This window comes from Tamlana crocina (assembly GCA_040429635.1).
Classification (GTDB): domain Bacteria; phylum Bacteroidota; class Bacteroidia; order Flavobacteriales; family Flavobacteriaceae; genus Flavisericum; species Flavisericum crocinum.
On the sequence record CP158972.1, the window covers coordinates 600,968 to 627,149 of the forward strand.

Below are 26,182 nucleotides of genomic sequence, written 5' to 3' on the forward strand. Positions count from 1 at the left end.
AAGTTATATATTTTCGATGAAACGCATTATTTTTTGTAGGAATTCGTGTTTGTTCTCGATATGACTCATGTGTCCATCAGGAAATTCCACTACCTTAACTTCTGTATTTTGGGTTTGGGCAATCAGTGAATTGTAATCTAAAACGGGGTCTTTTTTTCCTAAAACCAGCATCTTTTTAAACGGGGTAAAATGCAGGAGTGCTTCGCGGTCGTCGCGTATTTTCATGCCTTCAAGGGCGGCGACAATGCCTTGCAAGGGTGTTTGTTGGGCTTCTTTGGTAATTTGCTTTATGGTGTCGGCAAATAGTTTTCTGTTTTTAGGACGGAATAAATTGGCAATGGCCATCCGGATAAAGGTTTTATGGTTTTGTTTAACCGCTAAAATGGCTCGGTCTCTGTTTTGTTGTTTTTCTTCGGAATCGGCGCGTGCGGTTGAATTCATCAAACAAAGTCCTCGTAAAGCATCTGGATTTTTTTCTGCGAAAGCGAGTGCAACATAACCGCCCATAGAATGCCCGATAAAAGTAGATTTGCGTATTTTTAGTTTTTTAAGGACGGCTTCTACGGTTTCAGCCATCAATTCCATAGTATGCACATAGCCTAAACAGCCCGTTTTGCCATGGCCCAAAAGGTCAATGCAGATCACCCGATTTTTTTTCGAAAGTTCTGGAATGAACGGTTCCCACATGTTGGCGTTCTCTAAAAAGCCATGCAATAAAACCAGAGCCTTTCCTTTTCCTTGGTCGGTGTAAAAAATGTTGGTGCCTTTGTGTTCTAAAATCATATTGACATTATCTTCGACAAAGATAATGTCATGTCTTTAAAAAAAACTAAGCTTTCACTTTTTTAATGGCTGTAAATGCTTTGTCGACAAATTCGTCTTCAACTAAAATGGTAAACTCGTTGGTGGTAGAAAGTACTTCGTAAAGCACTACGCCTTCCCAAGCCAAACGTTTAAAGAAGTGATAGTAGAGTCCGGCAATTTTTGAATTGTCTTGTGGCAAGTTGATGCTAATGGCCGACAGCCCGTCCTGCACCGCTAAAAAGCGTTCGTTTTTTAAGGAGTCTTTTACAAAATCGTTTAAGCTGCTGGAAACAATGATGTTGCTTTCGTGGATTCCGCGGGTAAAGGTGTAAAAGAGTTTCGATTCTTGGTTGATGCGTTCCAAGATTTTGGCGTGATTATCAATTATGGTGTCTGAATTCTTAACCGTAAAATCGGTCAGGTTCGAGCGTACCGTAATATCGCCCAAATTTTGGATAACACGTTTCATTTTAACCGAATTGGAAAGAGCAACGGGCGGATTGTAGCGTCTCAGTGCCATCATAATCGCACCCGGTTTTACATCCTTTTTTAGCATTTTGCTAATGGGTTCTGTGAGCTCAATAGCGAGTGCGCTAAAATTGATAATATTTCTGGAAAGTGCTTCCTCCAAATAGGGTTGTGCAATTAAAATGTCTTCAACACAATTCGATACCGTCTTCATAATGAAATTACTGTTAAATATTTAACATTATGTGTAAAAATAAACAATTTTTTTAAAAAATAGTGTTGGTATATAAATGAATTATAATTTTGCTCCTCAAAATGATGAAAATGAAACATCTATGATGAAGGAGTCGTTTTCAAAAAGAATGATTTTATAGATGTTACATGCCTGTGCTGAGCGCAGTCGAAGCATGGCGCTGAAAAATAATAGAAATAAACACATGAAAGTATTAAAATTTGGAGGTACATCGGTTGGCTCGGTTCAAAACATGACCAACGTAAAAAATATCATCAACGATGGTGATAAAAAGATTGTGGTGCTTTCTGCTATGTCGGGCACTACCAATCAACTGGTGGCTATTTCAGAGGAAATAAAAAATGGAAACCTTGATGAGGCTGTTACAAGAATAAATGATCTTAAAAATGCCTATGCAGCAACTATTGATAGTTTATTGTCGCAAGCCGATTTGAACGAGGATGTTAAGGGGTATGTGGCTAAAGTGTTTGCTTTTTTAAACGAATGCACTGGTGAGGCTTATTCAGAAGATTTAGAAAACCAAATAGTTGCCCAAGGTGAGTTGCTTTCAACTTATATGTTCAACAGTTTTTTAAAGCAGGAAGGCGTAAGCTCAACTTTATTGCCAGCATTGAATTTTATGCGTATCGACGAGTTTAAGGAACCAAACTTAGATTATATAAAAGAGAAATTGAGCGTGGTGTTTAATAATGCCGAAGAGGCCCAAATTTATATTACCCAAGGATTTATCTGTTTGGATGACAGCGATAGTATTTCCAACCTTCAAAGAGGAGGAAGTGATTATACCGCTACTATTATTGGTGCGGCCATAAAAGCGGAAGAAGTTCAGATCTGGACCGATATCGACGGTATGCACAACAACGATCCGCGTTATGTGGAAAACACCCATCCTATTTCAAATTTGTCGTTTGATGAGGCTGCCGAGTTAGCTTATTTCGGGGCTAAGATTTTGCATCCGCAAACGGTGACTCCGGTTAGAGCAGACCATATCCCGGTGCGTTTGAAAAACACTATGGATCCTGAAGCTCATGGAACATTGATTTCAAGTACAACTTCTGAAAACGGAATTAAGGCCATTGCTGCAAAAGATGGTATCACAGCCATTAAGATTAAGTCGGCGCGCATGTTGCAGGCTCACGGTTTCTTGAAAAAAGTGTTTGAGATTTTTGAGGCACACAAAACATCAATTGATATGATTACCACTTCGGAGGTGGCAGTTTCATTAACCATTGATGACGATAGAAATTTAGATAAAATTCTTGTTGAGCTAGATAAAATTGCTACCATCGAAGTCGATAAAAACCAAAGTATTGTGTGTTTGGTTGGGCACTCGGTGGTGAATCATCAGGATACTTATAAATTGTTCCAAATTTTGCAGGATGTAAAAATTAGAATGATTTCTTACGGAGGAAGCAAAAACAATATTTCATTGTTAATCGATTCGAAAGACAAAATAAATACGCTACAAAAACTAAACGATTATTTATTTGAATTAGTCACTCTATAAGATAATATTAGTGTTTTAGCGAAAAAGAGCCGTTTTTAAAAACGGCTCTTTTAGTTTTTTATGCATTCATTAAATCTTCAATTTCTTCCACTTCAATCGGGATGTTTTTCATTAAATTAATAGGTTCGCCAGTTTTTTGAACAACCACATCGTCTTCCAGCCTGATACCGAAATCTTCATCCGGAATATAGATACCGGGCTCCACGGTAAACACCATGTTTGGTTCGATCGGGTCGGTTATAATGCCGTAGTCGTGTGTATCGAGCCCAATGTGGTGGGAGGTACCGTGCATAAAATATTTTTTATAGGCTGGCCAATCTGGATTTTCGTTTTGTACATCGGCTTTGTCAAGCAGGCCTAAATTTAGTAATTCGCTGGTCATCAGTTTGCCTACTTCAATGTGGTAGTCGGTTAAAACAGTTCCCGGAACCAACATTTTTGTGGCTTCATTTTTTACTCTTAAAACGGCATTGTAAACTTCCTTTTGTCTTTTGGAGTACCGCCCTGAAACGGGAATGGTTCTGCTAAGGTCGCTGGCGTAATTGGCGTATTCGGCGGCGGTGTCGAACAAAATTAAATCACCTTCTTTGCATTGCTGGTTGTTTTCTACGTAATGCAATACGTTAGCGTTGTTGCCCGATGCGATGATGGGCGTGTAAGCAAAACCTTTGGAGCGATTTCGTAAAAATTCGTGCATCAGTTCGGCCTCGATTTCGTATTCCCAAATGCCGGGTTTTACAAAGCTTAAAACCCTTCGGAAACCTTTTTCGGTAATATCACACGCTTTTTGGATTAACTCAATTTCAGTATGCTGTTTTACAGATCGCAATTTTTGTAAAATCGGGTTACTCTTGGCTACGCTGTGAGCTGGATATTTTTCTTTTAACCACTTGGTGAAACGGTCTTCTCGGGTTTCAACCTCTACATTGGCACGGTAGTGCTCGTTGGTGTTTATATAAACGGTATCGCATTGGGTCATGATTTCAAACAATATTTTTTCCATGTCCTGTAGCCAATATACTGTTTTGATGCCACTGGTTTCAAAGGCTTTTTCTTTGGTGAGTTTTTCGCCTTCCCAGATAGCAATGTGCTCATTGGTTTCTTTCAGAAATAAAATTTCCCTATGTTTTTCTTTCGGGCAGTCAGGAAAAATAACCAAAACGCTCTCCTCTTGGTCTACACCGCTCAAATAGAAAATATCGCGATGTTGCTGAAACGGCATGGTGCTATCGGCACTAATCGGGTAAATATCGTTGGAGTTGAAAACGGCCAAACTCTTAGGTTTCATTAGTTTAGCGAATTTCTCTCTGCTTTTTATAAAAAGTGATTTATCTATTGGGGAGTACTTCATTAAAAATGTGTTTTTAATATGTTATGTGAGTCTTAAATGTAGCAAAATTAAGCAAAACCTCGCCATATTTCATTATATTTGGTAAAGTGGACTTTGCAAAGTCCACTTTACCAAATATAAAACCTTATGAGAAAAAAAATACTATTGAAGGTTTTTTTTGCCTTAGCCTTGATGCTTTCACCTGAGAGTGTCGTCTTTGCCCAAGGCATGCTCATGAAAGTGCCACTTAAAAGACAGGTTGAAAATTCAACTTTGGTGGTTGAAGGGCGAGTAGTATCGCAAAAATCGATTTGGAATGCAGACCGAAATAAAATTCTAACTATAAATACAGTTGAGGTTTATAAAGTGTTTAAAGGAAAGTCGAACCTTCAAATTGAAATTGTCACTCCCGGTGGAACCGTTGAAGACATTACACAAACAGTGGTTCCTAGTTTAAGTTTAAATAAAGGGGATGTTGGCGTGTTTACGTTGTATGATAACAATATTGGATTGGCCAAAAAAACAAGTTCGAGCTTAAAAAAGTACAAGCCTTATAGCTCTTTGCAAGGGTTTTATAGGTATGATTTGAGGAGTAATACGGCTAATAATCCGTTTGTTCGAAATAAGAGGATTTCTTCTGGTTTGTATGGGCAAATTATGAATATTACTGGTCAAGCCTATACGGAATTGATTTCGTTTGATGTAAACGAACAATCTCTTGCAAAGAAAAGTCAAAGTAATAAAGCATTGGCTCCAAATATATCAGGTTTTAGCCCAGCAACTGTAACGGCTGGAAATGGCGATCCTTTAACCATTGCTGGCAGCGGTTTTGGAACAGTTCAAGGAACCGTGGAATTTAAAAATGCAGATGATGGTGGAGACACTTATATTGTCGCTCTTGATTCGCAAGTGCTTTCTTGGAACGATGATGAGATAGTGGTTGAAGTGCCATCAATGGCCGGTACCGGGTCAATCAGAGTGACAGACAATGAAGGGGCTTCAATGGTTTCATCTGGCGATGATCTTTTGGTTTCGTTTGCATTGTCTAATAATGAGCGGTCAGGTAGTGCTGTTTTAATTCAACATGTGGGCATTGGTGGGGCGACTAGCATGACTTGGCAGATGAATGCGGATTTTGATGCCAATACCCCGGCAAAGGAAGCTTTTTTAAGAGCCTTTGATAGGTGGCGATGTGAAACAGGGATTAATTGGCTGATGGGGTCAACAACCTCTGTAAATGTTGGGGTGCAGGATGGCGTTAATGTTGTGGTTTTTGATGAAAATGATCCTTTGGATGAGGGCCTTTTGGGAGTGTGTATAACAACTTCTGGAAGTTGTGGAGATACTAGAGATGTTGTTACCGAATTGGATATAGTATTTGATAATGATGCTGATTGGAATTTTGGTCCAGGTCCAACTGGGCTGGAATGGGATTTCGAATCTGTAGCGCTGCATGAGTTGGGGCACGGCCATCAATTGGGTCACGTTATTAATACAAATGATGTTATGCATTTTAACTTTCCTCCTGCCCAAGAAAGAAGGTTTTTAAGCGGCAGCAATGAAACCGCAGCAGGTATTATTCAAAATTATAGCACTACAACCCAAATGTGTAGACAAATGTTGATGGAGGACTATTCTGGAAGCTGTTCGCTTGGTGTCGATACTAAAGAAGTGTTGACTAATGAGATTTCTATTTACCCAAGTCCGGTACGGGATATATTGTATGTTGAAAACGGATCGGCGTTAAATTTAGACAAAGTGGTGCTGTACGATATTGGTGGAAGGGCTATTTTGAATATCGATATGGCCAATGCACCAAGAGTAAAAGCTATAAATATGGGACAAATTTCTACAGGAATCTATTTTATGAGCATATTTTCAGGAAGTACAGTTATTGGAAAAAAAGTGGTTGTAGAATAATGATATTAAATAAGTAACAGCAATTAAATTAAGGAATATACATAGGAAAGCACCTCTTAAGGTGCTTTTTTACAGGGCTAAACATTACTTTAAAACCATTCTAAATAGAAAAAACAGTGTGTACTTATTTGCCTAAAATGCGTTCCTGATATACATTTGCAATAAATAACTAACTTTATTATAATGAGCGGATTTTTTAAATCTTCGATAGGAAGAAAAGTAGCCATGGCGCTTTCTGCATTCTTCCTGATGTTTTTCTTGCTTCAGCATTTTGCAATTAATATTTTATCGGTTTTCAGTCCTGAATTGTTCAACGAAGCGTCTCATTTCATGGGAACAAATGCTTTGGTTCAATTTGCGTTGCAGCCGGTCTTAATTTTTGGTGTGGTATTCCATTTTGTAATGGGGTTCATTTTAGAAATTAAAAACAAAAAGGCCAGACAAGTATCTTACGTTAAAAATAATGGTGCGGCCAATTCTAGCTGGTTTAGCAGAAACATGATTTGGAGCGGTGTGGTTATCTTGGCTTTTATCGTTTTACATTTTATTGATTTTTGGTTTCCAGAAATCAACACCAAGTTCATTAAAGGTGACTGGTCTGGAACTATGGCGGGTGTAGAGGGTTACCGTTATTACGAAGAATTAACGCATAAGTTTGTGAGCCCAATTCGTGTTGGGGCTTATGTGCTGGCGTTTGTATTCTTGGCGATGCACTTATTGCACGGATTTACCTCGGCATTTCAGTCCATGGGGTCTACCGCTGGCCGTAAAAAAACATTACAAAATATAGGTAAAGCATATGCTATTATAATTCCGCTAGGGTTTATTTTTATTGCTTTATATCATTACTTAAACCATTAATATTTATAACAATGGCTTTAGATTCAAAAGTACCAAAGGGTCCAATTCAAAATAAATGGACAGACTATAAAAACCATATAAACTTAGTAAACCCTGCAAACAAGCGTCATATCGATGTTATTGTTGTAGGAACAGGTTTAGCAGGAGGGTCGGCAGCTGCCACTTTAGCTGAACTGGGTTATAATGTAAAAGCATTTGCTTACCAAGATTCTCCACGCCGTGCGCACTCTATTGCTGCACAGGGCGGTATCAATGCTGCCAAAAACTATCAAGGTGATGGCGACTCTACATACAGATTGTTTTACGATACCGTAAAAGGTGGCGACTACCGTTCGCGCGAAGCTAACGTTTATCGTTTGGCTGAGGTTTCTGCAAACATCATCGACCAGTGTGTGGCACAAGGTGTTCCTTTTGCTCGTGATTATGGTGGGTTGTTAGATAACCGTTCGTTTGGTGGAGTTTTGGTATCTCGAACATTTTATGCTAAAGGGCAAACTGGGCAACAATTATTGCTAGGGGCTTATTCGGCCATGAATCGCCAAATTGCCCGTGGAAAAATAGAGATGTTCAACCGTCACGAAATGCTCGATGTGGTAAAAGTGGATGGGAAAGCCAGAGGAATAATTGCCCGTAATTTAGTTACTGGTGAAATAGAAAGACATTCAGCCCATGCTGTAGTAGTGGCTTCAGGTGGTTACGGAAACGTGTATTTCCTGTCAACAAACGCTATGGGAAGTAACGTTACGGCAGCTTGGAAAATACATAAAAAAGGAGCGTATTTCGCTAACCCTTGTTATACGCAAATCCACCCGACTTGTATTCCGCGTTCGGGCGATTACCAATCTAAATTAACATTGATGTCGGAGTCGTTGCGTAACGACGGACGTATTTGGGTGCCAAAACACATGGATGACGTTATAGCCATCCGTGAGGGCAAGAAAAAACCAACTGATTTATCGGAAGATGAAAGAGATTATTACTTAGAGCGTCGTTACCCTGCATTCGGTAACTTGGTGCCTCGTGATGTGGCGTCTCGTGCCGCTAAAGAGCGTTGCGATGCCGGTTATGGAGTTAATGCCACTGGGGAAGCAGTATATTTAGATTTCGCTTCGGCCATTGAACGTTACGGAAAAGAGCAAGCTAAAATTCAGAATATATCGAATCCTTCAGCAGCTAAAATATATGAATTAGGTCAGAAAATCGTTGAGGCGAAATATGGAAACCTTTTCCAAATGTATGAGAAAATCGTTGACGAAGATCCATACAAAACGCCAATGATGATTTACCCGGCAACGCACTACACCATGGGTGGTGTTTGGGTAGATTACAACCTAATGACTACCATTCCTGGATGCTATTGTATCGGGGAGGCCAATTTCTCAGATCACGGAGCTAACCGATTAGGAGCGTCAGCATTAATGCAAGGTTTGGCCGATGGTTATTTCGTATTGCCATACACCATTGGTGATTACTTGGCGAACGATATCCGTACAGGAAAAATTCCAACGGACACCAAAGAATTCGACGAAGCTGAAAAAGCTGTTAAAGATAGAATCGATTTCTTCGTAAATAACAACGGAACAAAATCGGTTGACCACTTCCACAAACGTTTAGGAAAAGTAATGTGGGATAAAGTTGGTATGGCGCGTAACGAAAAAGGATTGAAAGAGGCTATGGCCGAAATCAAACAAATTCGTGAAGAGTTTTGGAAAGATGTAAAAGTTCCAGGAAATGCTAACGAAATGAACCCAGAATTGGAAAAAGCGGGTCGTGTGGCCGATTTCTTGGAGTTGGGTGAGTTGTTCGCTAAAGATGCTTTAATGCGTGAAGAATCATGTGGAGGACACTTTCGTGAAGAATCTGTAGAAATGGATGGTGAGCAAAAAGGGGAAGCCAAACGTAAAGATGAAGAATTCGCTTTCGTTGCCGCTTGGGAATACAAAGGAGAACCAGCTGATGCCGTGCTTCACAAAGAACAATTAGAATTTAAGGATATTGAACTGAAACAACGTTCGTATAAATAGTTGATGGTTGTCAGTTATTAGTTTTTGGATTAAAAACTAACAACGAGCAACTAACAACCAAAAACTAAAAAAATGAATTTAACACTTAGAATTTGGAGACAAAAAGACTCGAATGCAAAGGGTCAAATGGTCGATTATAAAGTAACTGATATTTCTGAGCATATGTCATTTTTAGAAATGATGGATGTGTTGAATGAACAATTGGTAAGCTCTGGTGAAGAGCCCGTAGCCTTCGATCACGATTGTCGTGAAGGCATTTGCGGAATGTGCTCTATGTACATTAACGGCGAAGCTCACGGACCGGATAGAGGCGTGACGACTTGCCAGTTGCACATGCGTATGTTTAAGGATGGCGATACCATTACCATCGAACCTTGGAGAGCCACTGCTTTCCCGGTAATAAAAGATTTAGTGGTAGATAGAACTTCGTTCGAGCGCATTCAACAAGCGGGAGGATATATTTCTGTAAACACTTCAGGAAACACCCAAGATGCCAACGCTATTCCAATCTCAAAACATGCTGCCGACGAGGCTATGGATGCTGCAACTTGTATTGGTTGTGGAGCTTGTGTAGCGAGTTGTAAAAACTCAAGTGCTATGCTGTTTGTTGGGGCAAAAGTATCGCAATATGCGTTGTTGCCACAAGGACAGGTTGAGGCTGTAGACCGTGTAAGAAACATGGTGGCACAAATGGATTTGGAAGGTTTTGGAAACTGTACCAATACAGGAGCTTGCGAAATTGAATGCCCTAAAGGTATTTCATTGGATAATATCGCTAGAATGAATCGCGAATTAATGAAAGCGTCAATGTCATAATTTACGCTGTTCATCGTAAAAATATAGAACCCAAGCTCACCGCTTGGGTTTTTTTATTAGCTTTAGTGAAGTTTTTATAAGGATGAACAGAAACGCTATTTTTTTATTGCTATTTGTGTTATTGTGCGGATCTGTCCATTCGCAAGGTGTGGTGTTATCCAACAAACAGGAAACTTGCCTTAACGAAGAATCGCTTTTAAAACATCTTAAATCGCTGTCTTCTGATGCTTTTGAAGGTCGGCGTACCGGAACCAACGGAGCTACAAAAACCAAAAAATACATCGTCAATCAGTTTTATAGTTTGGACGTATCTCCGTTAGTTGAAGATTATCTGCAGCCTTTTTTCTTTATCCATAAACGGAACGAATACAACGGAGTAAACGTTTTGGGACTTGTAAAAGGAAGCGAATTTCCAGATAAGTACATCGTGATTAGTGCCCATTATGACCATGAAGGCATCAAACGAGGCGAGATTTACAATGGTGCTGATGACAATGCATCCGGAGTTAGTGCCCTTTTTAGTTTTGCTGAACATTTTAAGAATAATCCGCCTAAACATTCTGTTATTTTGGCTGCTTTTGATGGCGAGGAATTAGGGCTTCAAGGCTCTAAATATTTTGTGAACCATCCCGTGATTCCTTTAAAAAATATTATCCTCAATATCAATATGGATATGATTAGCCGAAGTGATAAACAGGAACTTTTTGTGGCTGGAACTTCGGAAAATAAACGTTTGAAGCATTTGGTTGAAACTACAAAAACTCCAAAATCGTTAAATCTTGTTTTAGGGCATGATGGCTACGACGGTCTAGAGGATTGGACTTATGCCTCCGATCATACCAACTTCTACAAAGAGCGTATCCCGTTTCTCTATTTTGGTGTTGAAGACCATAAAGACTACCATGAGCCCACAGACGATTTTGAAAATATCCACCCCCAATTTTATATTGATGCGGTAAAAACCATTATTTCCGTGTTTGAAAAAATTGATGCTTCAAGCTATTAAAAATAAGCCTTCAACTGTACCGATCCCGTGTGGATGGTTTTGCTGCTTTCGGTTTTTCTTCCGAAGTAACTCAAATTCAAATCTAAAAAATCAGTCAGTTTTTTTTGTGCCAAAAGGCTCCAAGTAAAGTTTTTTCCAGGTTGTAAACCTTCAAGAATTTGGTAGGCTACGGGCGTATTTACATTTCCGTTGTAACTGTTCGAAATATAGTTCAGTTCGCCGTTAATAGCACTTTTTTGACTGCTAGCCAAACTGAACGACAACCCATATTTTTGCTGTTTTAGCGACTCTTCATTGCCAATAGTATTGGTCTTACTGGCGTACTGGTAAAACACATCGAAACTGGAGTTGTCGTTAAATAAATACGACAGTTTAGGATTGAATCGCGTTTCGTCAAAATTGTAATTCTTACTGGCAAAATTCTCGCTGATGCTTTCATTGGTTTCAAACGCCGAAAGCATATTAATAAGCCAATTAACAGCAATTTTATGATTGAAATTAATTTGGTGGCTCGTTAGGCCATTTTCAATAAATCCCACAGAAAGTACGTTTCTGGTGGTGTTGTCCAAAAACGTGTACGATGTGGTATAACGCTGTTTTCCGCGGTTAAAAAACAGCACGTTTCTAAAATTAAGTTGAAGCCCCAATTGGTCGTCTTCGCTATTATTGAAAGGATTGAGATTAAAACTGTTGCCTTCCCGTTTCGTTTTTCGGTCGATTAAATAACTGGTTTGGTTGTAAAAGTGCGACCAGAATTTTTTTGATTTGTTTTTTGAAGCTGACCATTGTGCGGGGTTAAAGGTCAACGTTTGGCTCAATCGGTTTTGGTGGGTTTTTATAAAAATGCGGTTGGGTAGCAATACCCGAATGTATTTTCCCTGATCCTGAAACTGTGCGATTTCGAACTCCTCAAGCTCCTGAATGCCATTTTTGTTGTAATCGTTCCAAGTGTAGGCGCCTTGTCCAGCTTCTACTTCAACATAAGTGAAATCCTGCTGTGGCAATGTGCCAGAATTGGTCTCAAAAATAGTGTTCCAATTAATGATTTGGTTGAACAGTTTTTGGTTGAATTGCAAGCGTGAGTTAATGGAGTTTTCATTTTCAACGGCGCTATCTACGTTCTTTAAAGTTCTGTAATTAGCATAAAGCGATAGGTTGGTGTTTTTATTTTGAACCAACCGTGAATTCAAATAAAAGGTATTCGAAGTATTTACCTTTTGCAGTTCGTTATTTCGGATGCTATCGTTCACTCGGTTTTTATAGCCCACTTCTGCAAAAACTAGGGTGCTGTCGCCCACCCCAAAAAACACGTCGTACGATTTGAATCTTTGGCTCAGTTCCGTTAAGTTTTGTGTGGCTTTTTCGCGTTGTTCGTTGTCTTCAATGGATAGTTTTGTTCCCAGCCAACTCTTTTTCATTTGGTAAACAATGCGGTTGTGAGAACGTAAAAATGTGGACGTGTTTACGGTGGAATTCGCATTTAAAAAACTGGAGTACGACGTGATATTGAATCGGTTCAAATTCAAATTAATGTTGGCAACGTGGCGGTTTCCATTAAATCCTTCTGAAAAATTTAAATGCTCGAATTGGTAGTTTGCAAAACCTTTTTGATGATGGTATAATTTTAAACCCGAATACGCCAAAGTTTGATGCCCCAAACCAAAACCGATACCGTTTATATTGTTGGTGTCTAAATTCCAATCGCGGTTAAACTCGGGGTTATAAAGGCCTTCAATATTTCGGTAGTTTTTTTGAATGAAATCGGTGTCCACAAAAGCATCCAAATTCCAAAGGCTATCGGTTTTTACGATGGATTGTTTGACGGTGATCTTACCAGCGAAACCGTTGTTGTTTTCGTCGTCTAAATTCGAAAATAGGTTTAAATCGTTTTTGCTGGCTGCCAACTCAAAACCAATATGCGTTTTTTCAGAAGGCGTGTATTGTCCGTTTACTACCGCAATTTGAAGTTTGGTAGGCGCCACCAACTGCACAATGGGGGCATAGTTACCTTGGTTTACACCGCTATATTCGAAAATATTATTTATGGCGTAGGTGTTGCTTAAAATATAATCGCCTTGGTTGTCGCCAACAAAAGAGAAGGTAACGCGGTACAATTCATCGTCGGGGTTGTTCGAAAACACAAATATTTCGTTGCCATCAACTAGTTCCTTTTTGTATAAAATGCGGTTGTCGTTTTGGTTTTCCCTAATTTCCGAAGGCGCTACCATTTGCGAACGGTTGTCACCGGCATTACTCAATATTTCAATTTGGGCTTCTGAAAGATTTTGCTGCAAGGGTTGGTTTTTGGCATCGTTTTCAGAATACACCGAAACGCCAATTTTCAATTTTTCAGTTTCGTGCCGTGTGCCGCCGTAAGCCACAAAACGGGAATAATTACGGTCGCTAAATTGATAATCAACCGTAATGCGCATTTCGGAAGTAATGGGGAATGTAGAGTTGAAAATAATTTCACCCGCATTATAATCGATAATATAGTCTTCGTTTTCGCCGCGTTTTAGAGGTGTGCCGTTTACGTAAACCGTTTCACTGCCCGAAACAATCAACACAAATAACTCACCATTTTGTCCCTGTAATTTGTATGGGCCTTGGTTGCCTTCTTGAGCGGTGAATTGGCTGGTGGTGAACTGCCCACGAACCAAAGCCCCTGCGGCAAAAATGTTGGTTTTGGTATCATCATCTCCCAAATTCAGATTGAAGTTCAACCCTTGAACACGTTTTGAAAAATTGGCGAAATATGAGTTGGTGTTGGTTAAATCGATATCGCCTGCACGGACGTTCCATTTGTCACTGAACAGTTCAATAAATACTTGGTCGAACTCATCCAATCGTTGACTGTATCCACTTTCCTGTAACGGAATATTGGCATCTTGAATGGACGCCCGAAGCGACACTTTTTCATTCAGTTTGCCCGTAATTTGTAAATCGAGTTCGCTATTCAAAACCGAGTTTTGATTATTACCAATGGTAACGCCACGCGAAATGCTTCCAGAGGTGGTCAATCCATCAAAAGGTACATAGTTTTTGGAAACGTTCGATTCCTGAAACTTGTACAAGGTTTGGCTGTTGTTGGTGTTTTCAACAATAATGTTTTCATCCAACTGTTGGTAAGTTTTAGTGAGAAACTCCGGAAACTTCAAATAATTAATAATTAATGAATCGGTTTCCACTGTTTTTTTGAATCGTAAAATCGCTTTTGAAAAATCGACCGCATAATAGGACGAATCAATAAGTGTGCTGTCTTTTTTCCGCACCGAAAACCAATGCGGATTTATGCTAACGCTGTCAATTTTAATGGTGTTTTTGGCAGGCACTTTTACGGTTCTGTAATTGCTGTTTTGGCTCTGCGAAAATCCGCAAAAGCACCACAGCACTGCCAGAATATAAATTATGCCTTTCATTTGGTATTTAAACTGATAAACGTTTAAAATATTTTGTTAATAGCTTCGTTAAAACTCCTGTTGCTTAAACTAGTGTAAAAGTAGCGTATTATTTATTTTAGCGGAAATATCTTGAAAAGACCTGCAGGATATTCAAAATCCTATAGGTCTGGAAACTGAACAAATTAAAATTCAACAGTTTGAAAATCATATCCTATAACGTAAACGGCATCCGAGCCGCATTAAACAAAGGTTTTATAGATTGGCTAAAGGCAGCAAATCCCGATGTAGTTTGCCTGCAGGAAATTAAGGCCATGAAAGAACAACTCGATTTAAGCATTTTTGAGGAGGCCGGTTACCATTATCATTATTGGTTCAGTGCCCAAAAAAAGGGGTATAGTGGCGTGGCGATTTTGAGTAAAACTAAACCTGACAACGTTGAATACGGCACAGGTATTGAGTCGATGGATTTTGAAGGAAGAAATTTGAGAGCCGATTTTAACGGTGTGTCGGTAATGAGTTTGTATTTACCATCGGGTACCAACGATGCACGGCTTGGCCATAAATTCGAGTACATGGATATGTTTCAGGAATATATCGATAAACTAAAAAAGGATATTCCCAACTTAATCATCTGCGGCGATTACAACATTTGCCATGAAGAAATTGATATCCATAACCCCAAAGGACTTAGCAAAGTTTCCGGCTTTTTGCCTGCAGAGCGCAAGTGGATTGGAAGTTTTATCAACAGCGGATTTATCGATTCGTTTCGGTATGTAAACCCTGAATTGCAGCAATACAGCTGGTGGAGCTACCGCGCCAATGCCCGTGCCAATAATAAAGGTTGGCGATTGGATTATGCCATGGTGGCACAACCTTTGCAAGAAAACATAAAACGCGCCGTTATATTAAGCGAAGCAGTACATAGCGACCATTGTCCTATTCTGCTGGAAATTGAAAATTAATTAATGTGTTAACAACAAACAAATCGAACCAATGATTAAAAAAACGTTATTAGCTGCACTTAGTTTAGTGCTTTTGGCTTCTTGTGTGTCTCCAAAAGTGTATAAGGATTTGGAGGCTAAGTATGCCGACCTTAAACAAGAAAACAAAAATCTTGCCCGAGAAAATTACAAACTGTCTAAAGCAAACACGGCTGCTGAAAATGAGTTGAAGCAGTTAAAAGCGGCTTACGATGAAGCCGTTGCCCAGCGTGATAATTTGCAAGCCGAGTATAACGCTACCAAAGCAAGTTTGGATAATTTAAAAGATTCTTATGAGGCTTTGGAAAAAAACAGCTCACGGGCTATTGCTGAAAACTCGCAAAAAAACAGAGAATTGCTAGCACAACTTGAAGCAAAAGAACAAGCACTTGAAGCTGAAAATTCGCGTTTGGAAAAACTTAAAAGAGAATTACAAGATCGTTCTAGTCGTGTGGCAGAATTGGAAAAATTGATAGCCGATAAAGATGCAGCGATGACCGCCCTGAAAAATGCCATTTCAAGTGCATTAACTGATTTTGAAGGTAAAGGGTTAACCGTAGAGCAACGCGATGGAAAAGTATATGTGTCGATGGAAAACAAATTGTTGTTCAGCTCAGGAAGTTGGGCGGTAGGCACTGAAGGTAGAAGAGCGGTAGAGCAACTGGGATCTGTTTTGGCACAAAATCCAGATATCGCTGTGTTGATTGAAGGTCATACCGATAACGTACCGTATTCTGGAAATGGCCCATTGACTACCAACTGGGATTTGTCTACAAAACGAGCGACTTCAATTGTAAATATTTTGAGAGAAAACCGTGAAATAAACCCAGAAAACCTTACCGCTGCAGGTCGTGGTGAGTTTGCTCCAGTTGCGCTAAATGATAATCCTGATGGCAGAGCCAAAAATCGACGTATTGAAGTGATTTTAACGCCCAAGTTGGATGAACTTTCAAAACTTTTAAACGAAAATTAAACCATAATTGTGAACGTGGTACGCCCTGATAGCTGTCGGGATGTATCATATTAACAGTATAAATCATTTATTAAAACCTTTTAGTACTTTATTGGGCTGAAAGGTTTTTTTATCTTTACCGACCTTAAAATAAATTTAAAAAAAGATGCTGAATCGTGTTTAGCATAACAGAATATGAAATATACTACACTACCAAAAACCGATATAAAAGTTAGTAAAATATGCCTGGGTACCATGACCTGGGGCAACCAAAACACAGAGGCAGAAGGGCACGCCCAATTGGATTATGCGCTTGAGCAAGGCATTAACTTTATTGATACAGCCGAAATGTATCCCGTTCCGGCAAGTCCCGAAACCCAAGGGGAAACCAGTAGAATTATTGGCAATTGGTTTAAAAAAAGAGCTAACCGTGAACACGTGGTTTTAGCCAGTAAAATAGTGGGCCGCCCAAGCGATTACACTGCGCACATACGAAAAACGGGTCTGAAAAAAGCAGCTATTGAGGAAGCGGTTAATGCCGAATTGAAACGACTGCAAACCGATTATATCGATCTATACCAGATTCATTGGCCAGAACGCGAAACGAATACTTTCGGAACTAGAGATTACAAGCATAACCCCGACGACGAGTGGGAAGATAACTTTAATGAAGTGCTTCGCGTATTTGAAAATCAGATAAAGTTGGGTAAAATTAGGCATGTGGGAATATCAAACGAAAAAGCTTGGGGCACCATGCGGTTTTTGGAGGAATCTAAAATACATGGTTTGCCTCGAATGAAAACCATTCAAAATTCATATTCGTTATTAAATCGTGATTTTGAGGGCGATATGGCCGAGATATCCATACGCGAGGAATTGGGGCTTTTGGCTTATTCTCCTATGGCTTTTGGCGTGCTTTCGGGAAAATACATCAAAGGAACGGCGGCCGATAATGCCCGTTTAAAGTTGTTTCCGAGATTTGCGCGTTACAGTAGTGAACAATGCACCGAAGCCACCAAACTTTACCTTAAAATAGCAGAAGACAATAACATGACCCTAGCCCAGATGAGTTTGGCTTTTGTAACCCAACAACCATTCGTGACCAGTAACATCATTGGGGCAACAAATTTAGAACAGCTTAAGGAAAATATCGACTCAATACATATTACTTTAAATGATAGTGTTTTGGAGCAGATCAATGCGGTACATGCCGAAATTCCTAATCCGGCTGTTTAGTTGATGTTTTATTAAAAACCAAAACTGTTCAGCCAAACCAAAGCAGCCTCACGGGTAGAAAATACTTTGAATTTATATTTTTTGTTGTTGGCCAAGGTACTGTACACGGTGCTAAGAGCCGCTGCAACGGGGTTGTTTATTATAATTGCCGAAACAACCAGTTCGTATTGTTTTAGTGATTGATTTTTAACTTGGTTAAACGATTTTAAGTCCTTTATTGTGAATTTAAAATCGGCATCCGTGGCAGTAACTAAGGTTTTTAACTTTCTTGGATAAGAGGTGTTCACTTCAAATTCTTGTAAATAAAGAAGAACATCAACGGCATCAACATCGTTTTTAAATTTTGTTTCGAGAATGTTGGATTCGGTATCAAATACAGATGTTATCATGCCTGAAAAATAAAATCAAATTTAGTTGAAATTTTTTACAAACTAAATATATGAATTTTTCAGGTTCACAGCATTTGGAAACCATTAAAAATAAAAAACCCGCAACTTATTAAGTTAGCGGGTTTTAGTTATTTAATTTGATTACCATCTTTATCGAAAAAGTGGTATTCTAGGTATGTGTAAGCATCTCTTGGTAAAATTTTTACCCATTTTTTGTGTTCTAAAAACCATTTAGAACGTACAGATGGAAAACCTTTTGTTAAAAAGGCTGCTATAAAAGGATGTGTGTTTAAAGTCAACTTTTTATAGTCTTTTTTAAATAGTCGTTCAAGGTCGTGGTTTATTTTTTGCACTAATCCAATAGGTGCTTCTACCTCAGAGCCATTAGCACCGTTGGGGTCTTCCTCGCGGGTTTTAATGTTCATTTCTGGGCGAACCCGTTGCCTTGTTATTTGTATCAATCCGAATTTGCTCGGGGGCAGTACTTTGTGTTTGGCCCTGTCGTCTTTCATTTCATCGCGAAGATGGTTGAAGAGTTTTTGCCGGTTGTCTGCCGTGGTCATGTCAATAAAATCTATCACGATGATACCGCCCATATCGCGCAGTCGCAATTGGCGGGCTATTTCGGTAGCTGCTATTAAGTTGACCTCTAATGCTGTATCCTCTTGGCTGTTGGCTTTGTTGGAGCGGTTACCGCTGTTAACATCTATAACGTGCAGGGCCTCGGTGTGTTCAATTACCAAATAGGCGCCCTTGGCCATAGAAACCGTTTTGCCAAACGAGGTTTTTATTTGTCGTTCAATTCCAAATTTTTCAAAAATGGGAACTTTAGACTGATACAGTTTAACTATTGATTCTTTTTTAGGTGCAATTTCTTGCAAATAATCTTTAATTTGAATGTAAAGCTCTTCGTCATCCACAGTAATTCCGGTAAAGGTATCGTTGAATATGTCTCGTAGGATAGACGAGGCCTTATTCATTTCTCCCAATACCTTACTGGGGTGGTGAGCTTTGTGTAGCTTTTTGCACATTGCCGTCCATCGACTGAGCAAATTTTGCAAATCTTTGTCTAGTTCAGCTACTTTTCTGCCTTGTGCTACGGTACGCACTATAACGCCAAAACCTGGCGGCGTAATGCTTTTTACAAGTCGTTTTAAGCGGTCTTTTTCCTCGCGGTCTTCTATTTTTTGTGAAATGGAAATACGGTTGGAAAAAGGTACCAATACAATGTACCTGCCCGCAATGGAAAGCTCGCTGCTTATCCTAGGGCCTTTGGTAGAGATTGGTTCTTTAACGATTTGCACCAATAGCGATTGATTAGATTTTAAGACGTCAGTAATTTTACCGTCTTTCTCAATATCTTTTTCGAATGGGAAGTTTTTTAAAGAAAAATCTTTTAGTTTACCTGTGCTTACACGTTTTGTGAATTTTAAAAGTGAAGGTAGTTTTGGCCCTAAATCGTGATAGTGCAAAAATGCATCTTTTTCGTAGCCCACATTAACGAATGCGGCATTTAGTCCAGGAACGGCTTTTCTAATTTTGGCTATAAACACATCACCAACCGAAAAGTCGTTACTATCTTCATCTTTTTGTAATTCAATAAGTTTTCCATCTTTTAATAAGGCAAAATCAACATTTTCGGAACTAGATCTAATGATCAATTCTTTATCCATTTTGTTAATTTTTATCCATACGGTCCAGTTAAAAGTTAAAAGTTTAAAGTTTAAGTTAAAGCAAATGCTTAAGAACTAGCAACTAAAAACCATCAACTAAAAACCAAATGGTACAGATGGATTATACATTATTTTTTCACAGGATTTTTAAGTATCCGTGGAGTTCATCAAGCACCCAAAACAGTGCCTAAAAAAATAAATGAACTCATTTCAAAGAACTTTTGTTTTTAAACCAAAAAAAGTAGCTGATCTAACTACTTTTTCTGATTTATTTTTTCTTTTTGTGACGGTTAGCGCGTCTACGTTTCTTTCTCTTGTGCGTCGCTACCTTATGTCTTTTACGTTTTTTACCACTTGGCATAAATAGTGTCTTTTAAATTAATGATTTATTTTAATGCCAGAACAGTGCTGGCTATGTGTTGTTACTTTACGTCAACGTTTGTTTTTACTCCCTCTACAAAAACTTTAGCAGGTTTAAATGCAGGAATATTGTGAGCTGGAATTTTTATTGTTGTATTTTTAGAAATATTTCTACCAGTTTTTTCTGCTCTAGTTTTAATGATAAAACTTCCAAAACCTCTTAAATAAACATTATCTCCGCTTTCTAAAGAAGTCTTTACTTCTTCCATGAATGTCTCAACAGTTGCTTGAACATCGCCTTTTTCAATTCCTAACTTCTCAGAAATTTTCGCTACTAAATCAGCCTTCGTCATTTTAATATTATATTTTATGTTACTATTAATTATAAAAGGGATGCAAATATAGGAATTAAATATTCAATATTTCAAACCTAATTAATTAAAATTTAATATTATAAAGGTTTACTTTTGTTTGATTTATTTTAATGATTGATGAATTTTTCAAAAACCATAACAAGCTGGTATTCAATAAATAAACGTAAATTGCCTTGGCGCGAAACCAAAAACCCGTACTATATTTGGTTGTCGGAAATTATTTTACAGCAAACACAAGTTAAGCAAGGTTTACCATATTATGAAGCTTTTGTTGCTCAATACCCGTCAGTTTTTGATTTGGCTTCCGCCGAAGAAAGTGAAGTTTTAAAATTATGGCAAGGCTTGGGGTATTATTCACGTGCTCGAAATTTGCATGCTACTTCCAAATATGTGGCAAACGAATTGGACGGTGCTTTTCCTGATACATATAAAGGACTGTTAAAATTGAAAGGTGTTGGCGATTATACAGCCAGTGCCATTGCGTCTATTTGTTTTGGCGAAGCGGCCGCGGTGGTTGATGGAAACGTGTATAGAGTACTGTCGCGCTATTTTGGAATAGATACACCAATAAATACATCGCAGGGCGCAAAGGAATTCAAAGCTTTGGCGCAAGAACTAATTGATAAAAAGAATCCGGCCGAATTCAACCAAGCTATTATGGAGTTCGGGGCAACGCAGTGCAAGCCTAAAAATCCCGACTGCGATAGCTGTCCGTTTCAAAATTCTTGTGTGGCTTTCAGTAGCAACCGGATTGATAAATTACCGGTGAAAAACAAATCCGCGAAAGCGAAAAAGCAATATTTCAATTTTTTAGTATTTGTTTCAGACGACGGAAAAACCATTCTTCAAAAAAGAGTAGGCAAAGGCATTTGGCGGAATTTATACCAATTTCCGTTAGTGGAGACCATTAAAAATTACGATGCCACTGCGTTTAAACCATTAATTGAAAGCCACGATTTGGTTAAAGGAAGCGATTTTACATTTACACTATATAATAAGGACTGTGTGGTCCATAAATTGTCGCATCGCCATCTATACACTAAATTTTGGATTGTAAATGTGGAAAAGTTGTCCGAACCCGGGATTCCCGTAAGCGAAGTACGCGATTATGCGGTACCGGTTTTGATTGATAATTTTATAGAGTCGTTTAATTTTTGATTGATAATTTATGCCAATCACAAAAATTTATTAATTTTAAAAAAATGATGGGCAATTGGTTACATTTGCTCTCTTGAATTAAGAAAAAATTATGTCTGGAACGTTAAATAAAGTGATGCTTATTGGGCATTTGGGAGATGAAGTAAAAATGCACTATTTTGATGGTGGCGGGTGTGTTGGGCGTTTTCCGTTGGCAACAAACGAAACCTATACCAATAGGCAAACAAACGAACGCATTACAAATACCGAGTGGCACAATATTGTGGTAAGAAACAAAGGCGCCGAAATTTGTGAAAAATATTTGAGCAAAGGCGATAAGGTGTACATTGAAGGCCGGTTAAAAACCAGAAAATGGCAGGACGATAGTGGAAACGATAGGTATTCAACCGAAATACAGTGCACCGATTTTACGTTCCTCACTACCAAAAAGGAAAGTGAAAACAATGCGGCGGCATCAAATGCTTCAATGCCACAAAAGCCAACTGAAAGTCAGCCTTCACAAAATCAACCCATTCAAGACGATAATGATGATCTGCCGTTTTAATTCCGCACTCGGTAGTTTATCGAGAAACCTATGTTTAACTAAAGCTACAGTAGTTGGATCCTGACCCCGCGAGTTTTATTTCCTTGATTGCTACCATCGATTATTCGGTGGCATTTAGTTTAGCGCTTTTGTTTGTGCTGTTAGTGTGTTCTGCTCTTGTTTCTGGCGCTGAGGTGGCTCTATTTTCATTAACTGCAGAACAGATAAAAGACGGCTTGGTACAAAAATCCAAACGCATAGAAATTATTGCTAAACTGTTAGAGCGACCTAAAAAACTATTGGCCACCATTTTAGTGGCGAACAACTTTATAAATATTGCCATTGTTATTTTGTTTGCCTTTTTGGGCGATTTTCTTTTCGGTAATTTAGCCAGTCCAGAAATAAAATTCGTGGTTGAAGTAGTTGTTGTTACCTTCCTGATTTTGCTTTTCGGTGAAATTTTGCCAAAAATCTATGCCAGCCGAAACAACCTAAAGTTTGCCACATTTATGGCTTATCCGCTCAAGGTTTTGGATGTGCTTTTGTCGCCCATTAGTTTGCCCATGCGTGGCGTTACATTGGCGATTCATGATAAATTGGGCAAGCAAAAATCGGGTATTAGCGTCGATCAACTTTCGCAAGCTTTGGAACTGACCAGTGAGGAAGACACCACCAAAGAAGAACATAAAATTCTGCAAGGCATTGTTTCTTTCGGAAACACAGATACCAAACAGGTGATGCGTCCGCGTATTGATATTTTTGCGCTCAATATTGAGTTGAAATATCAAGATGTTATGGACAGTATAGTTGAAAATGGCTATTCGCGAATTCCGGTTTACCGTGACAATATCGATACCATTGAAGGCATTCTTTATGTAAAAGATCTGTTGCCCCACATCGATAAAAAGCAATTCGATTGGACCTCATTGATCCGGGAGCCGTTTTTTGTTCCTGAAAACAAAAAGCTGGACGATTTAATGGCAGAGTTCCAAGACAAAAAAGTGCATTTGGCCGTTGTGGTTGATGAATATGGAGGTACCTCGGGATTGATTTCTTTGGAAGATATTATTGAAGAAATTGTAGGTGATATTAGCGATGAGTTTGATGACGAAGATTTAACCTATTCCAAGCTCGATGAAAACAACTATGTTTTCGAGGGTAAAACGGCTTTAAAGGATTTTTATAAAATCATAAAGTTGGAAGACGAAACCCTTTTCGAAAATAAAAAAGGCGAAGCCGAAACTATTGCTGGATTTGTACTGGAAATTTCGGGAAGTTTCCCAAAGCTGAACAGTAAAATAAATTTTGAAAATTACGTTTTCACTATTGAGGCGTTGGATAAAAAACGAATTAAACTCGTTAAATTTACCATACAATCAACTGCAAGCTAACTTGGAAATGCACAAAAAACGAATGACTCTAAATATTAAAAATTCCCTTTTTTTAAAAACTTTTACTGTTGTTGGTTTTGTGTGTTTTCTGTCTTGTGGAGACGATTATGTTCCCAAACCCAAGGCCCAGTTAAGGTTGGAATATCCCGAAGCGCAATACGTTGAAGATGGTTTAGAATTGCCATTTTCATTTGGGGTTAACACTTTGGCTCAAAACATCGAAGTTTCTGAAGTGCCTTCGGCAACAAAAAGTTTCGGTGTAAATTTAGAATACCCCTCCATGAAGGGCACTATTTTTTTAACTTACAAAGCTATTGGCGCAGATGAAAAAAATCTAAACGATTTTTTAAGAGATGCACAAAACTTCACCCAAAAACATACCATTAAAGCCGACGAGATTCCCGTTACGGCATATGAAAATAAAGAGCGGAAAGTGTACGGTGCCTTTGCCGAAGTAAAAGGCGATGTAGCTTCTCCTGCTCAGTTTTATGTTACCGATAGCATCAATCATTTTTTAACGGGGTCGTTGTATTTTTATGCCAAACCCAACTACGACTCCATTTTACCAGCGGCCCATTATTTGCAAAAGGATATTAAGCATATTATGGAAACTTTGCGCTGGGAGTAATCGTAAAGTGTGTAAAAAATCCCGCACGTCTTTGTTCGCTCTAATCGAGCGGTATTATTTTTTCAGAAAAGCGTATATTGCATACCACATGTGATGTCCTTTTTTTATGAATAATAATAACATATTAAACTTTGGGGGCTTTTAGAGACGCGGTTAAAGAAGAGTTGGTAGAACTTTTTAGCCAAAAGAAATTAGCAAACCTAATGTTTTTTGGAATCGTTTTTTTAGATGCTTTAGGGGCTGTTTTTCCAGAGTATTTAAACAGAAAGATAACCTTATTTATTCCTTTTCCTCTTATTTTGGTGATTTATTTGGCAAGCACCCGCAAGGTCAATAAGTGGTTTGTGTTGGCTTTAGTGCTTAACTTTTTCGGTATTTGTTATTTTAACAACCCTTACCAGCGATACGATTCTACGGGGTTGGTTTTCCATGCCATGGCCTATTTGGTTTATTGTTTTATTTTGTTTAGGCCATCCAAAACCATAGGAGTAAAGAAAATTTTGTTTGTTTTGGCTTCGTTAGCGCTATTGGTGTTGGTACCCTTGGCGTTTTATTACGATGGGATAAAGCAAACAGTTGTTTTTAACGCCACCATTCTATACGTATGCCTCACGGCTTTATATATTTTGTCGGCCGTGTTGGTTTATATTTCACGAAAAACTGAAACCCATCGGTTTTTATTGTTTTCGGCAATTTCTATTCTGTTAAGCTCTTATTTCCAGGGATACAATTTGTTTATGGAAAAGAACGATTTGCTCAATTTTTTTGCTGTAATATGCTTTAATCTTGCCCACTATTTAATGTGTTGTTACTTGGTGCAGCGCTCTGAGGAAGTTGGGTGAAACTAAATAATGCTATAAAAACGAAAAAGCTTTTCCAACGGGAAAAGCTTTTTTAATTAAGGTGTTTTTTTGATTACTTCGAAAAGGTTTCAACCGTTTTCATATCGCTCACTTTATAGATTTCAGAAACATCTGTTACAGTTTCTGTCAACAATGCTGGGTTTACTTTAGCCTCATCGTATTCCACCATGGCCAACTTTTTATCGAAATCGACTGCGGCCGATTTTACGCCGTCCATTTTCGAAATTTTCTTTTGTATCGTAGCCGCGCAACCTATTTGGCAGGTCATCCCGTCAATAGTAAATTCTGCTTTTGCATAAGTGGCGTTAGGGTTCAGTTCCTTGGCTTCTTCTGCAGCAACTTCAACCGTTTTAACCTCGGGCTTAACTTCGTTTTTACAACTTAAAACAACAGCGGCTAGGGTTGCAAACGCTAAAATATATTTGATGGATTTCATCGAAATGGTGTTTAAATGATTAAAGTTCAAAATTACTAAATATATGTTTTAGGAGTTGGGTAATGCCGTTTTTTTATGGCTTTTATAGAAATATTTAACAGTTTTGGCAACTTGGTTTTCAAGGATTAAAATGAAAAATTAACGATGAAATTATTTTTTTCAAAGATTTTTTCCGAAATTTAAGTGAACCAATTCAAGCTAAACATTGTGAAATGCCCATTGACAAATTGTTGCGAACAAACTAAAGTGATAGTTTGGGCATTACATATGACCATTAAAAACAATAATTATTAACAGATGAAAAATATATCCCTTCCTATTCGTTTCGGTTTAGTAACCAGTGCCGTTTTAATAGCCTATTTTTTGGTTTTGGCTTTGGTGGGCAAACACACCAATCCGGCTTTTAGTTTCTTTAATGCGCTTATTACAGGTTTAGGTATTTATGAAGCTGTACGGTTTAAAAAATTGGAAAACTTCAGCGATTTCTCTTATGGCGAAGGGTTCAAGACTGGAATTGTAACGGGAGCTGTCGCAACCATTGTTTTTACTGTTTTCTTCCTGTTTTATGCTACCGAAATTAATAGCGGTTTTTTGCACGAGTTATTACGGACTGTTAATGGCGGATTCAATGCCGATATTGGTATGGTAACCTTTGTGGTGGCCATTATGGGATTTGCCACTACGGTAGTCGCTGCCCTTACCGTGATGCAATACTTCAAAAAAACAGGGAATGTTCCTCAATAATATTTAAAAACGTTTGCGGTTTAATTAATTAGCAGTATATTTGCACTCATTTTTTGAATAAATTAATTAATAAAAACGTTACGCT

23 protein-coding genes are annotated in these 26,182 nt (G+C 38.5%); 15 read left to right on the top strand and 8 right to left on the bottom strand.

The genetic code is table 11. The features are described 5' to 3' along the window. Window positions 1-3 precede the first annotated feature (3 nt). Together ABI125_02655 and ABI125_02660 are read right to left on the bottom strand one after the other, a co-directional pair. On the bottom strand, window positions 4-783 hold the full coding sequence (locus ABI125_02655; protein ID XCF06769.1) for an alpha/beta hydrolase: 780 nt from the start codon (window positions 781-783) through the stop codon (window positions 4-6). Between the two features lie 46 nt (window positions 784-829). Next, window positions 830-1,486 (bottom strand): hypothetical protein, encoded by a 657-nt coding sequence (locus ABI125_02660; GenBank protein ID XCF06770.1) that lies wholly within the window; start codon window positions 1,484-1,486, stop codon window positions 830-832. 223 nt (window positions 1,487-1,709) lie between these two features. On the opposite strand from ABI125_02660, the gene ABI125_02665 reads away from it, so the two are divergent. Continuing rightward, window positions 1,710-3,032 carry an aspartate kinase gene (locus ABI125_02665; protein XCF06771.1) on the top strand — a complete coding sequence of 441 codons (1,323 nt, stop codon included), beginning with the start codon at window positions 1,710-1,712 and terminating at the stop codon, window positions 3,030-3,032. A 58-nt stretch (window positions 3,033-3,090) separates the two neighbouring features. Here ABI125_02665 and ABI125_02670 read toward each other — a convergent pair whose 3' ends face one another. Then, window positions 3,091-4,383 carry an aminopeptidase P family protein gene (locus tag ABI125_02670; protein ID XCF06772.1) on the bottom strand — a complete coding sequence of 431 codons (1,293 nt, stop codon included), beginning with the start codon at window positions 4,381-4,383 and terminating at the stop codon, window positions 3,091-3,093. A gap of 126 nt (window positions 4,384-4,509) precedes the next feature. Here ABI125_02670 and ABI125_02675 point away from each other — a divergent pair, with 126 nt between their 5' ends. The 5 genes from ABI125_02675 to ABI125_02695 all read left to right on the top strand — a co-directional run bounded on the left by ABI125_02675 (window position 4,510) and on the right by ABI125_02695 (window position 10,989). Continuing rightward, the gene (locus ABI125_02675; protein XCF06773.1) at window positions 4,510-6,282 is read left to right on the top strand and encodes a T9SS type A sorting domain-containing protein; all 1,773 of its coding nucleotides are present in this window, start codon (window positions 4,510-4,512) and stop codon (window positions 6,280-6,282) included. A gap of 183 nt (window positions 6,283-6,465) precedes the next feature. Continuing rightward, complete coding sequence (locus ABI125_02680) at window positions 6,466-7,143, top strand: succinate dehydrogenase cytochrome b subunit (GenBank protein XCF06774.1); 678 nt, start codon at window positions 6,466-6,468, stop codon at window positions 7,141-7,143. 11 nt (window positions 7,144-7,154) lie between these two features. Beyond that, window positions 7,155-9,167 carry a fumarate reductase/succinate dehydrogenase flavoprotein subunit gene (locus ABI125_02685; GenBank protein XCF06775.1) on the top strand — a complete coding sequence of 671 codons (2,013 nt, stop codon included), beginning with the start codon at window positions 7,155-7,157 and terminating at the stop codon, window positions 9,165-9,167. A gap of 72 nt (window positions 9,168-9,239) precedes the next feature. After that, window positions 9,240-9,983, top strand: a complete 744-nt coding sequence (locus ABI125_02690) for a succinate dehydrogenase/fumarate reductase iron-sulfur subunit (GenBank protein ID XCF06776.1) — start codon at window positions 9,240-9,242, stop codon at window positions 9,981-9,983. Between the two features lie 82 nt (window positions 9,984-10,065). Continuing rightward, on the top strand, window positions 10,066-10,989 hold the full coding sequence (locus tag ABI125_02695; protein XCF06777.1) for a M28 family peptidase: 924 nt from the start codon (window positions 10,066-10,068) through the stop codon (window positions 10,987-10,989). Here ABI125_02695 and ABI125_02700 read toward each other — a convergent pair. After that, a complete protein-coding gene (locus ABI125_02700; protein XCF06778.1) occupies window positions 10,986-14,408 on the bottom strand; it encodes a hypothetical protein in 3,423 nt (1,140 codons plus the stop codon). The two genes, ABI125_02695 and ABI125_02700, sit on opposite strands and share 4 nt — an antisense overlap. A gap of 179 nt (window positions 14,409-14,587) precedes the next feature. On the opposite strand from ABI125_02700, the gene ABI125_02705 reads away from it, so the two are divergent. From ABI125_02705 to ABI125_02715, 3 genes are all read left to right on the top strand, one after another. Next, window positions 14,588-15,352: an exodeoxyribonuclease III gene (locus ABI125_02705; GenBank protein XCF06779.1), complete on the top strand. Its 765-nt coding sequence runs from the start codon at window positions 14,588-14,590 to the stop codon at window positions 15,350-15,352. Window positions 15,353-15,383: 31 nt separating this feature from the next. Next, window positions 15,384-16,343: an OmpA family protein gene (locus ABI125_02710; protein ID XCF06780.1), complete on the top strand. Its 960-nt coding sequence runs from the start codon at window positions 15,384-15,386 to the stop codon at window positions 16,341-16,343. A 174-nt stretch (window positions 16,344-16,517) separates the two neighbouring features. Continuing rightward, window positions 16,518-17,558, top strand: a complete 1,041-nt coding sequence (locus ABI125_02715) for an NADP(H)-dependent aldo-keto reductase (protein XCF06781.1) — start codon at window positions 16,518-16,520, stop codon at window positions 17,556-17,558. 11 nt (window positions 17,559-17,569) lie between these two features. Here the strand turns inward: ABI125_02715 and ABI125_02720 are convergent, their stop codons facing one another. The 3 genes from ABI125_02720 to ABI125_02730 form a co-directional block, all read right to left on the bottom strand. Next, on the bottom strand, window positions 17,570-17,947 hold the full coding sequence (locus ABI125_02720) for a hypothetical protein (protein ID XCF06782.1): 378 nt from the start codon (window positions 17,945-17,947) through the stop codon (window positions 17,570-17,572). A 128-nt stretch (window positions 17,948-18,075) separates the two neighbouring features. Beyond that, complete coding sequence (locus ABI125_02725; GenBank protein ID XCF06783.1) at window positions 18,076-19,620, bottom strand: ribonuclease E/G; 1,545 nt, start codon at window positions 19,618-19,620, stop codon at window positions 18,076-18,078. A 422-nt stretch (window positions 19,621-20,042) separates the two neighbouring features. Beyond that, window positions 20,043-20,333, bottom strand: a complete 291-nt coding sequence (locus tag ABI125_02730) for an HU family DNA-binding protein (GenBank protein XCF06784.1) — start codon at window positions 20,331-20,333, stop codon at window positions 20,043-20,045. Window positions 20,334-20,471: 138 nt separating this feature from the next. On the opposite strand from ABI125_02730, the gene mutY reads away from it, so the two are divergent. The 5 genes from mutY (at window position 20,472) to ABI125_02755 (ending at window position 24,896) form a co-directional block, all read left to right on the top strand. Beyond that, entirely contained in the window at window positions 20,472-21,512 is a 1,041-nt protein-coding gene (mutY, locus tag ABI125_02735; protein ID XCF06785.1) for an A/G-specific adenine glycosylase, read from the top strand. A gap of 91 nt (window positions 21,513-21,603) precedes the next feature. After that, entirely contained in the window at window positions 21,604-22,056 is a 453-nt protein-coding gene (gene ssb / locus ABI125_02740) for a single-stranded DNA-binding protein (protein ID XCF06786.1), read from the top strand. Window positions 22,057-22,109: 53 nt separating this feature from the next. Beyond that, window positions 22,110-23,426, top strand: a complete 1,317-nt coding sequence (locus tag ABI125_02745) for a gliding motility-associated protein GldE (protein ID XCF06787.1) — start codon at window positions 22,110-22,112, stop codon at window positions 23,424-23,426. 22 nt (window positions 23,427-23,448) lie between these two features. Next, complete coding sequence (gldD, locus tag ABI125_02750; protein ID XCF06788.1) at window positions 23,449-24,054, top strand: gliding motility lipoprotein GldD; 606 nt, start codon at window positions 23,449-23,451, stop codon at window positions 24,052-24,054. A 131-nt stretch (window positions 24,055-24,185) separates the two neighbouring features. Next, entirely contained in the window at window positions 24,186-24,896 is a 711-nt protein-coding gene (locus tag ABI125_02755; protein ID XCF06789.1) for a lysoplasmalogenase family protein, read from the top strand. A gap of 73 nt (window positions 24,897-24,969) precedes the next feature. On the opposite strand, the gene ABI125_02760 is transcribed toward ABI125_02755, so the two are convergent. Then, the gene (locus ABI125_02760) at window positions 24,970-25,353 is read right to left on the bottom strand and encodes a heavy metal-associated domain-containing protein (protein XCF06790.1); all 384 of its coding nucleotides are present in this window, start codon (window positions 25,351-25,353) and stop codon (window positions 24,970-24,972) included. Window positions 25,354-25,650: 297 nt separating this feature from the next. On the opposite strand from ABI125_02760, the gene ABI125_02765 reads away from it, so the two are divergent. After that, a complete protein-coding gene (locus ABI125_02765) occupies window positions 25,651-26,097 on the top strand; it encodes a DUF4199 domain-containing protein (GenBank protein ID XCF06791.1) in 447 nt (148 codons plus the stop codon). The last annotated feature ends 85 nt before the right edge of the window (window positions 26,098-26,182 follow it).

What these genes read in the sequence shown, in the direction of transcription:
- ABI125_02655 (XCF06769.1), bottom strand. Translation starts at nt 783, where the DNA reads ATGATTTTAGAACACAAAGGCACCAACATTTTTTACACCGACCAAGGA.
- ABI125_02660 (XCF06770.1), bottom strand. Translation starts at nt 1,486, where the DNA reads ATGAAGACGGTATCGAATTGTGTTGAAGACATTTTAATTGCACAACCC.
- ABI125_02665 (XCF06771.1), top strand. Translation starts at nt 1,710, where the DNA reads ATGAAAGTATTAAAATTTGGAGGTACATCGGTTGGCTCGGTTCAAAAC.
- ABI125_02670 (XCF06772.1), bottom strand. Translation starts at nt 4,383, where the DNA reads ATGAAGTACTCCCCAATAGATAAATCACTTTTTATAAAAAGCAGAGAG.
- ABI125_02675 (XCF06773.1), top strand. Translation starts at nt 4,510, where the DNA reads ATGAGAAAAAAAATACTATTGAAGGTTTTTTTTGCCTTAGCCTTGATG.
- ABI125_02680 (XCF06774.1), top strand. Translation starts at nt 6,466, where the DNA reads ATGAGCGGATTTTTTAAATCTTCGATAGGAAGAAAAGTAGCCATGGCG.
- ABI125_02685 (XCF06775.1), top strand. Translation starts at nt 7,155, where the DNA reads ATGGCTTTAGATTCAAAAGTACCAAAGGGTCCAATTCAAAATAAATGG.
- ABI125_02690 (XCF06776.1), top strand. Translation starts at nt 9,240, where the DNA reads ATGAATTTAACACTTAGAATTTGGAGACAAAAAGACTCGAATGCAAAG.
- ABI125_02695 (XCF06777.1), top strand. Translation starts at nt 10,066, where the DNA reads ATGAACAGAAACGCTATTTTTTTATTGCTATTTGTGTTATTGTGCGGA.
- ABI125_02700 (XCF06778.1), bottom strand. Translation starts at nt 14,408, where the DNA reads ATGAAAGGCATAATTTATATTCTGGCAGTGCTGTGGTGCTTTTGCGGA.
- ABI125_02710 (XCF06780.1), top strand. Translation starts at nt 15,384, where the DNA reads ATGATTAAAAAAACGTTATTAGCTGCACTTAGTTTAGTGCTTTTGGCT.
- ABI125_02715 (XCF06781.1), top strand. Translation starts at nt 16,518, where the DNA reads ATGAAATATACTACACTACCAAAAACCGATATAAAAGTTAGTAAAATA.
- ABI125_02720 (XCF06782.1), bottom strand. Translation starts at nt 17,947, where the DNA reads ATGATAACATCTGTATTTGATACCGAATCCAACATTCTCGAAACAAAA.
- ABI125_02725 (XCF06783.1), bottom strand. Translation starts at nt 19,620, where the DNA reads ATGGATAAAGAATTGATCATTAGATCTAGTTCCGAAAATGTTGATTTT.
- ABI125_02730 (XCF06784.1), bottom strand. Translation starts at nt 20,333, where the DNA reads ATGACGAAGGCTGATTTAGTAGCGAAAATTTCTGAGAAGTTAGGAATT.
- mutY (XCF06785.1), top strand. Translation starts at nt 20,472, where the DNA reads ATGAATTTTTCAAAAACCATAACAAGCTGGTATTCAATAAATAAACGT.
- ssb (XCF06786.1), top strand. Translation starts at nt 21,604, where the DNA reads ATGTCTGGAACGTTAAATAAAGTGATGCTTATTGGGCATTTGGGAGAT.
- gldD (XCF06788.1), top strand. Translation starts at nt 23,449, where the DNA reads ATGACTCTAAATATTAAAAATTCCCTTTTTTTAAAAACTTTTACTGTT.
- ABI125_02760 (XCF06790.1), bottom strand. Translation starts at nt 25,353, where the DNA reads ATGAAATCCATCAAATATATTTTAGCGTTTGCAACCCTAGCCGCTGTT.
- ABI125_02765 (XCF06791.1), top strand. Translation starts at nt 25,651, where the DNA reads ATGAAAAATATATCCCTTCCTATTCGTTTCGGTTTAGTAACCAGTGCC.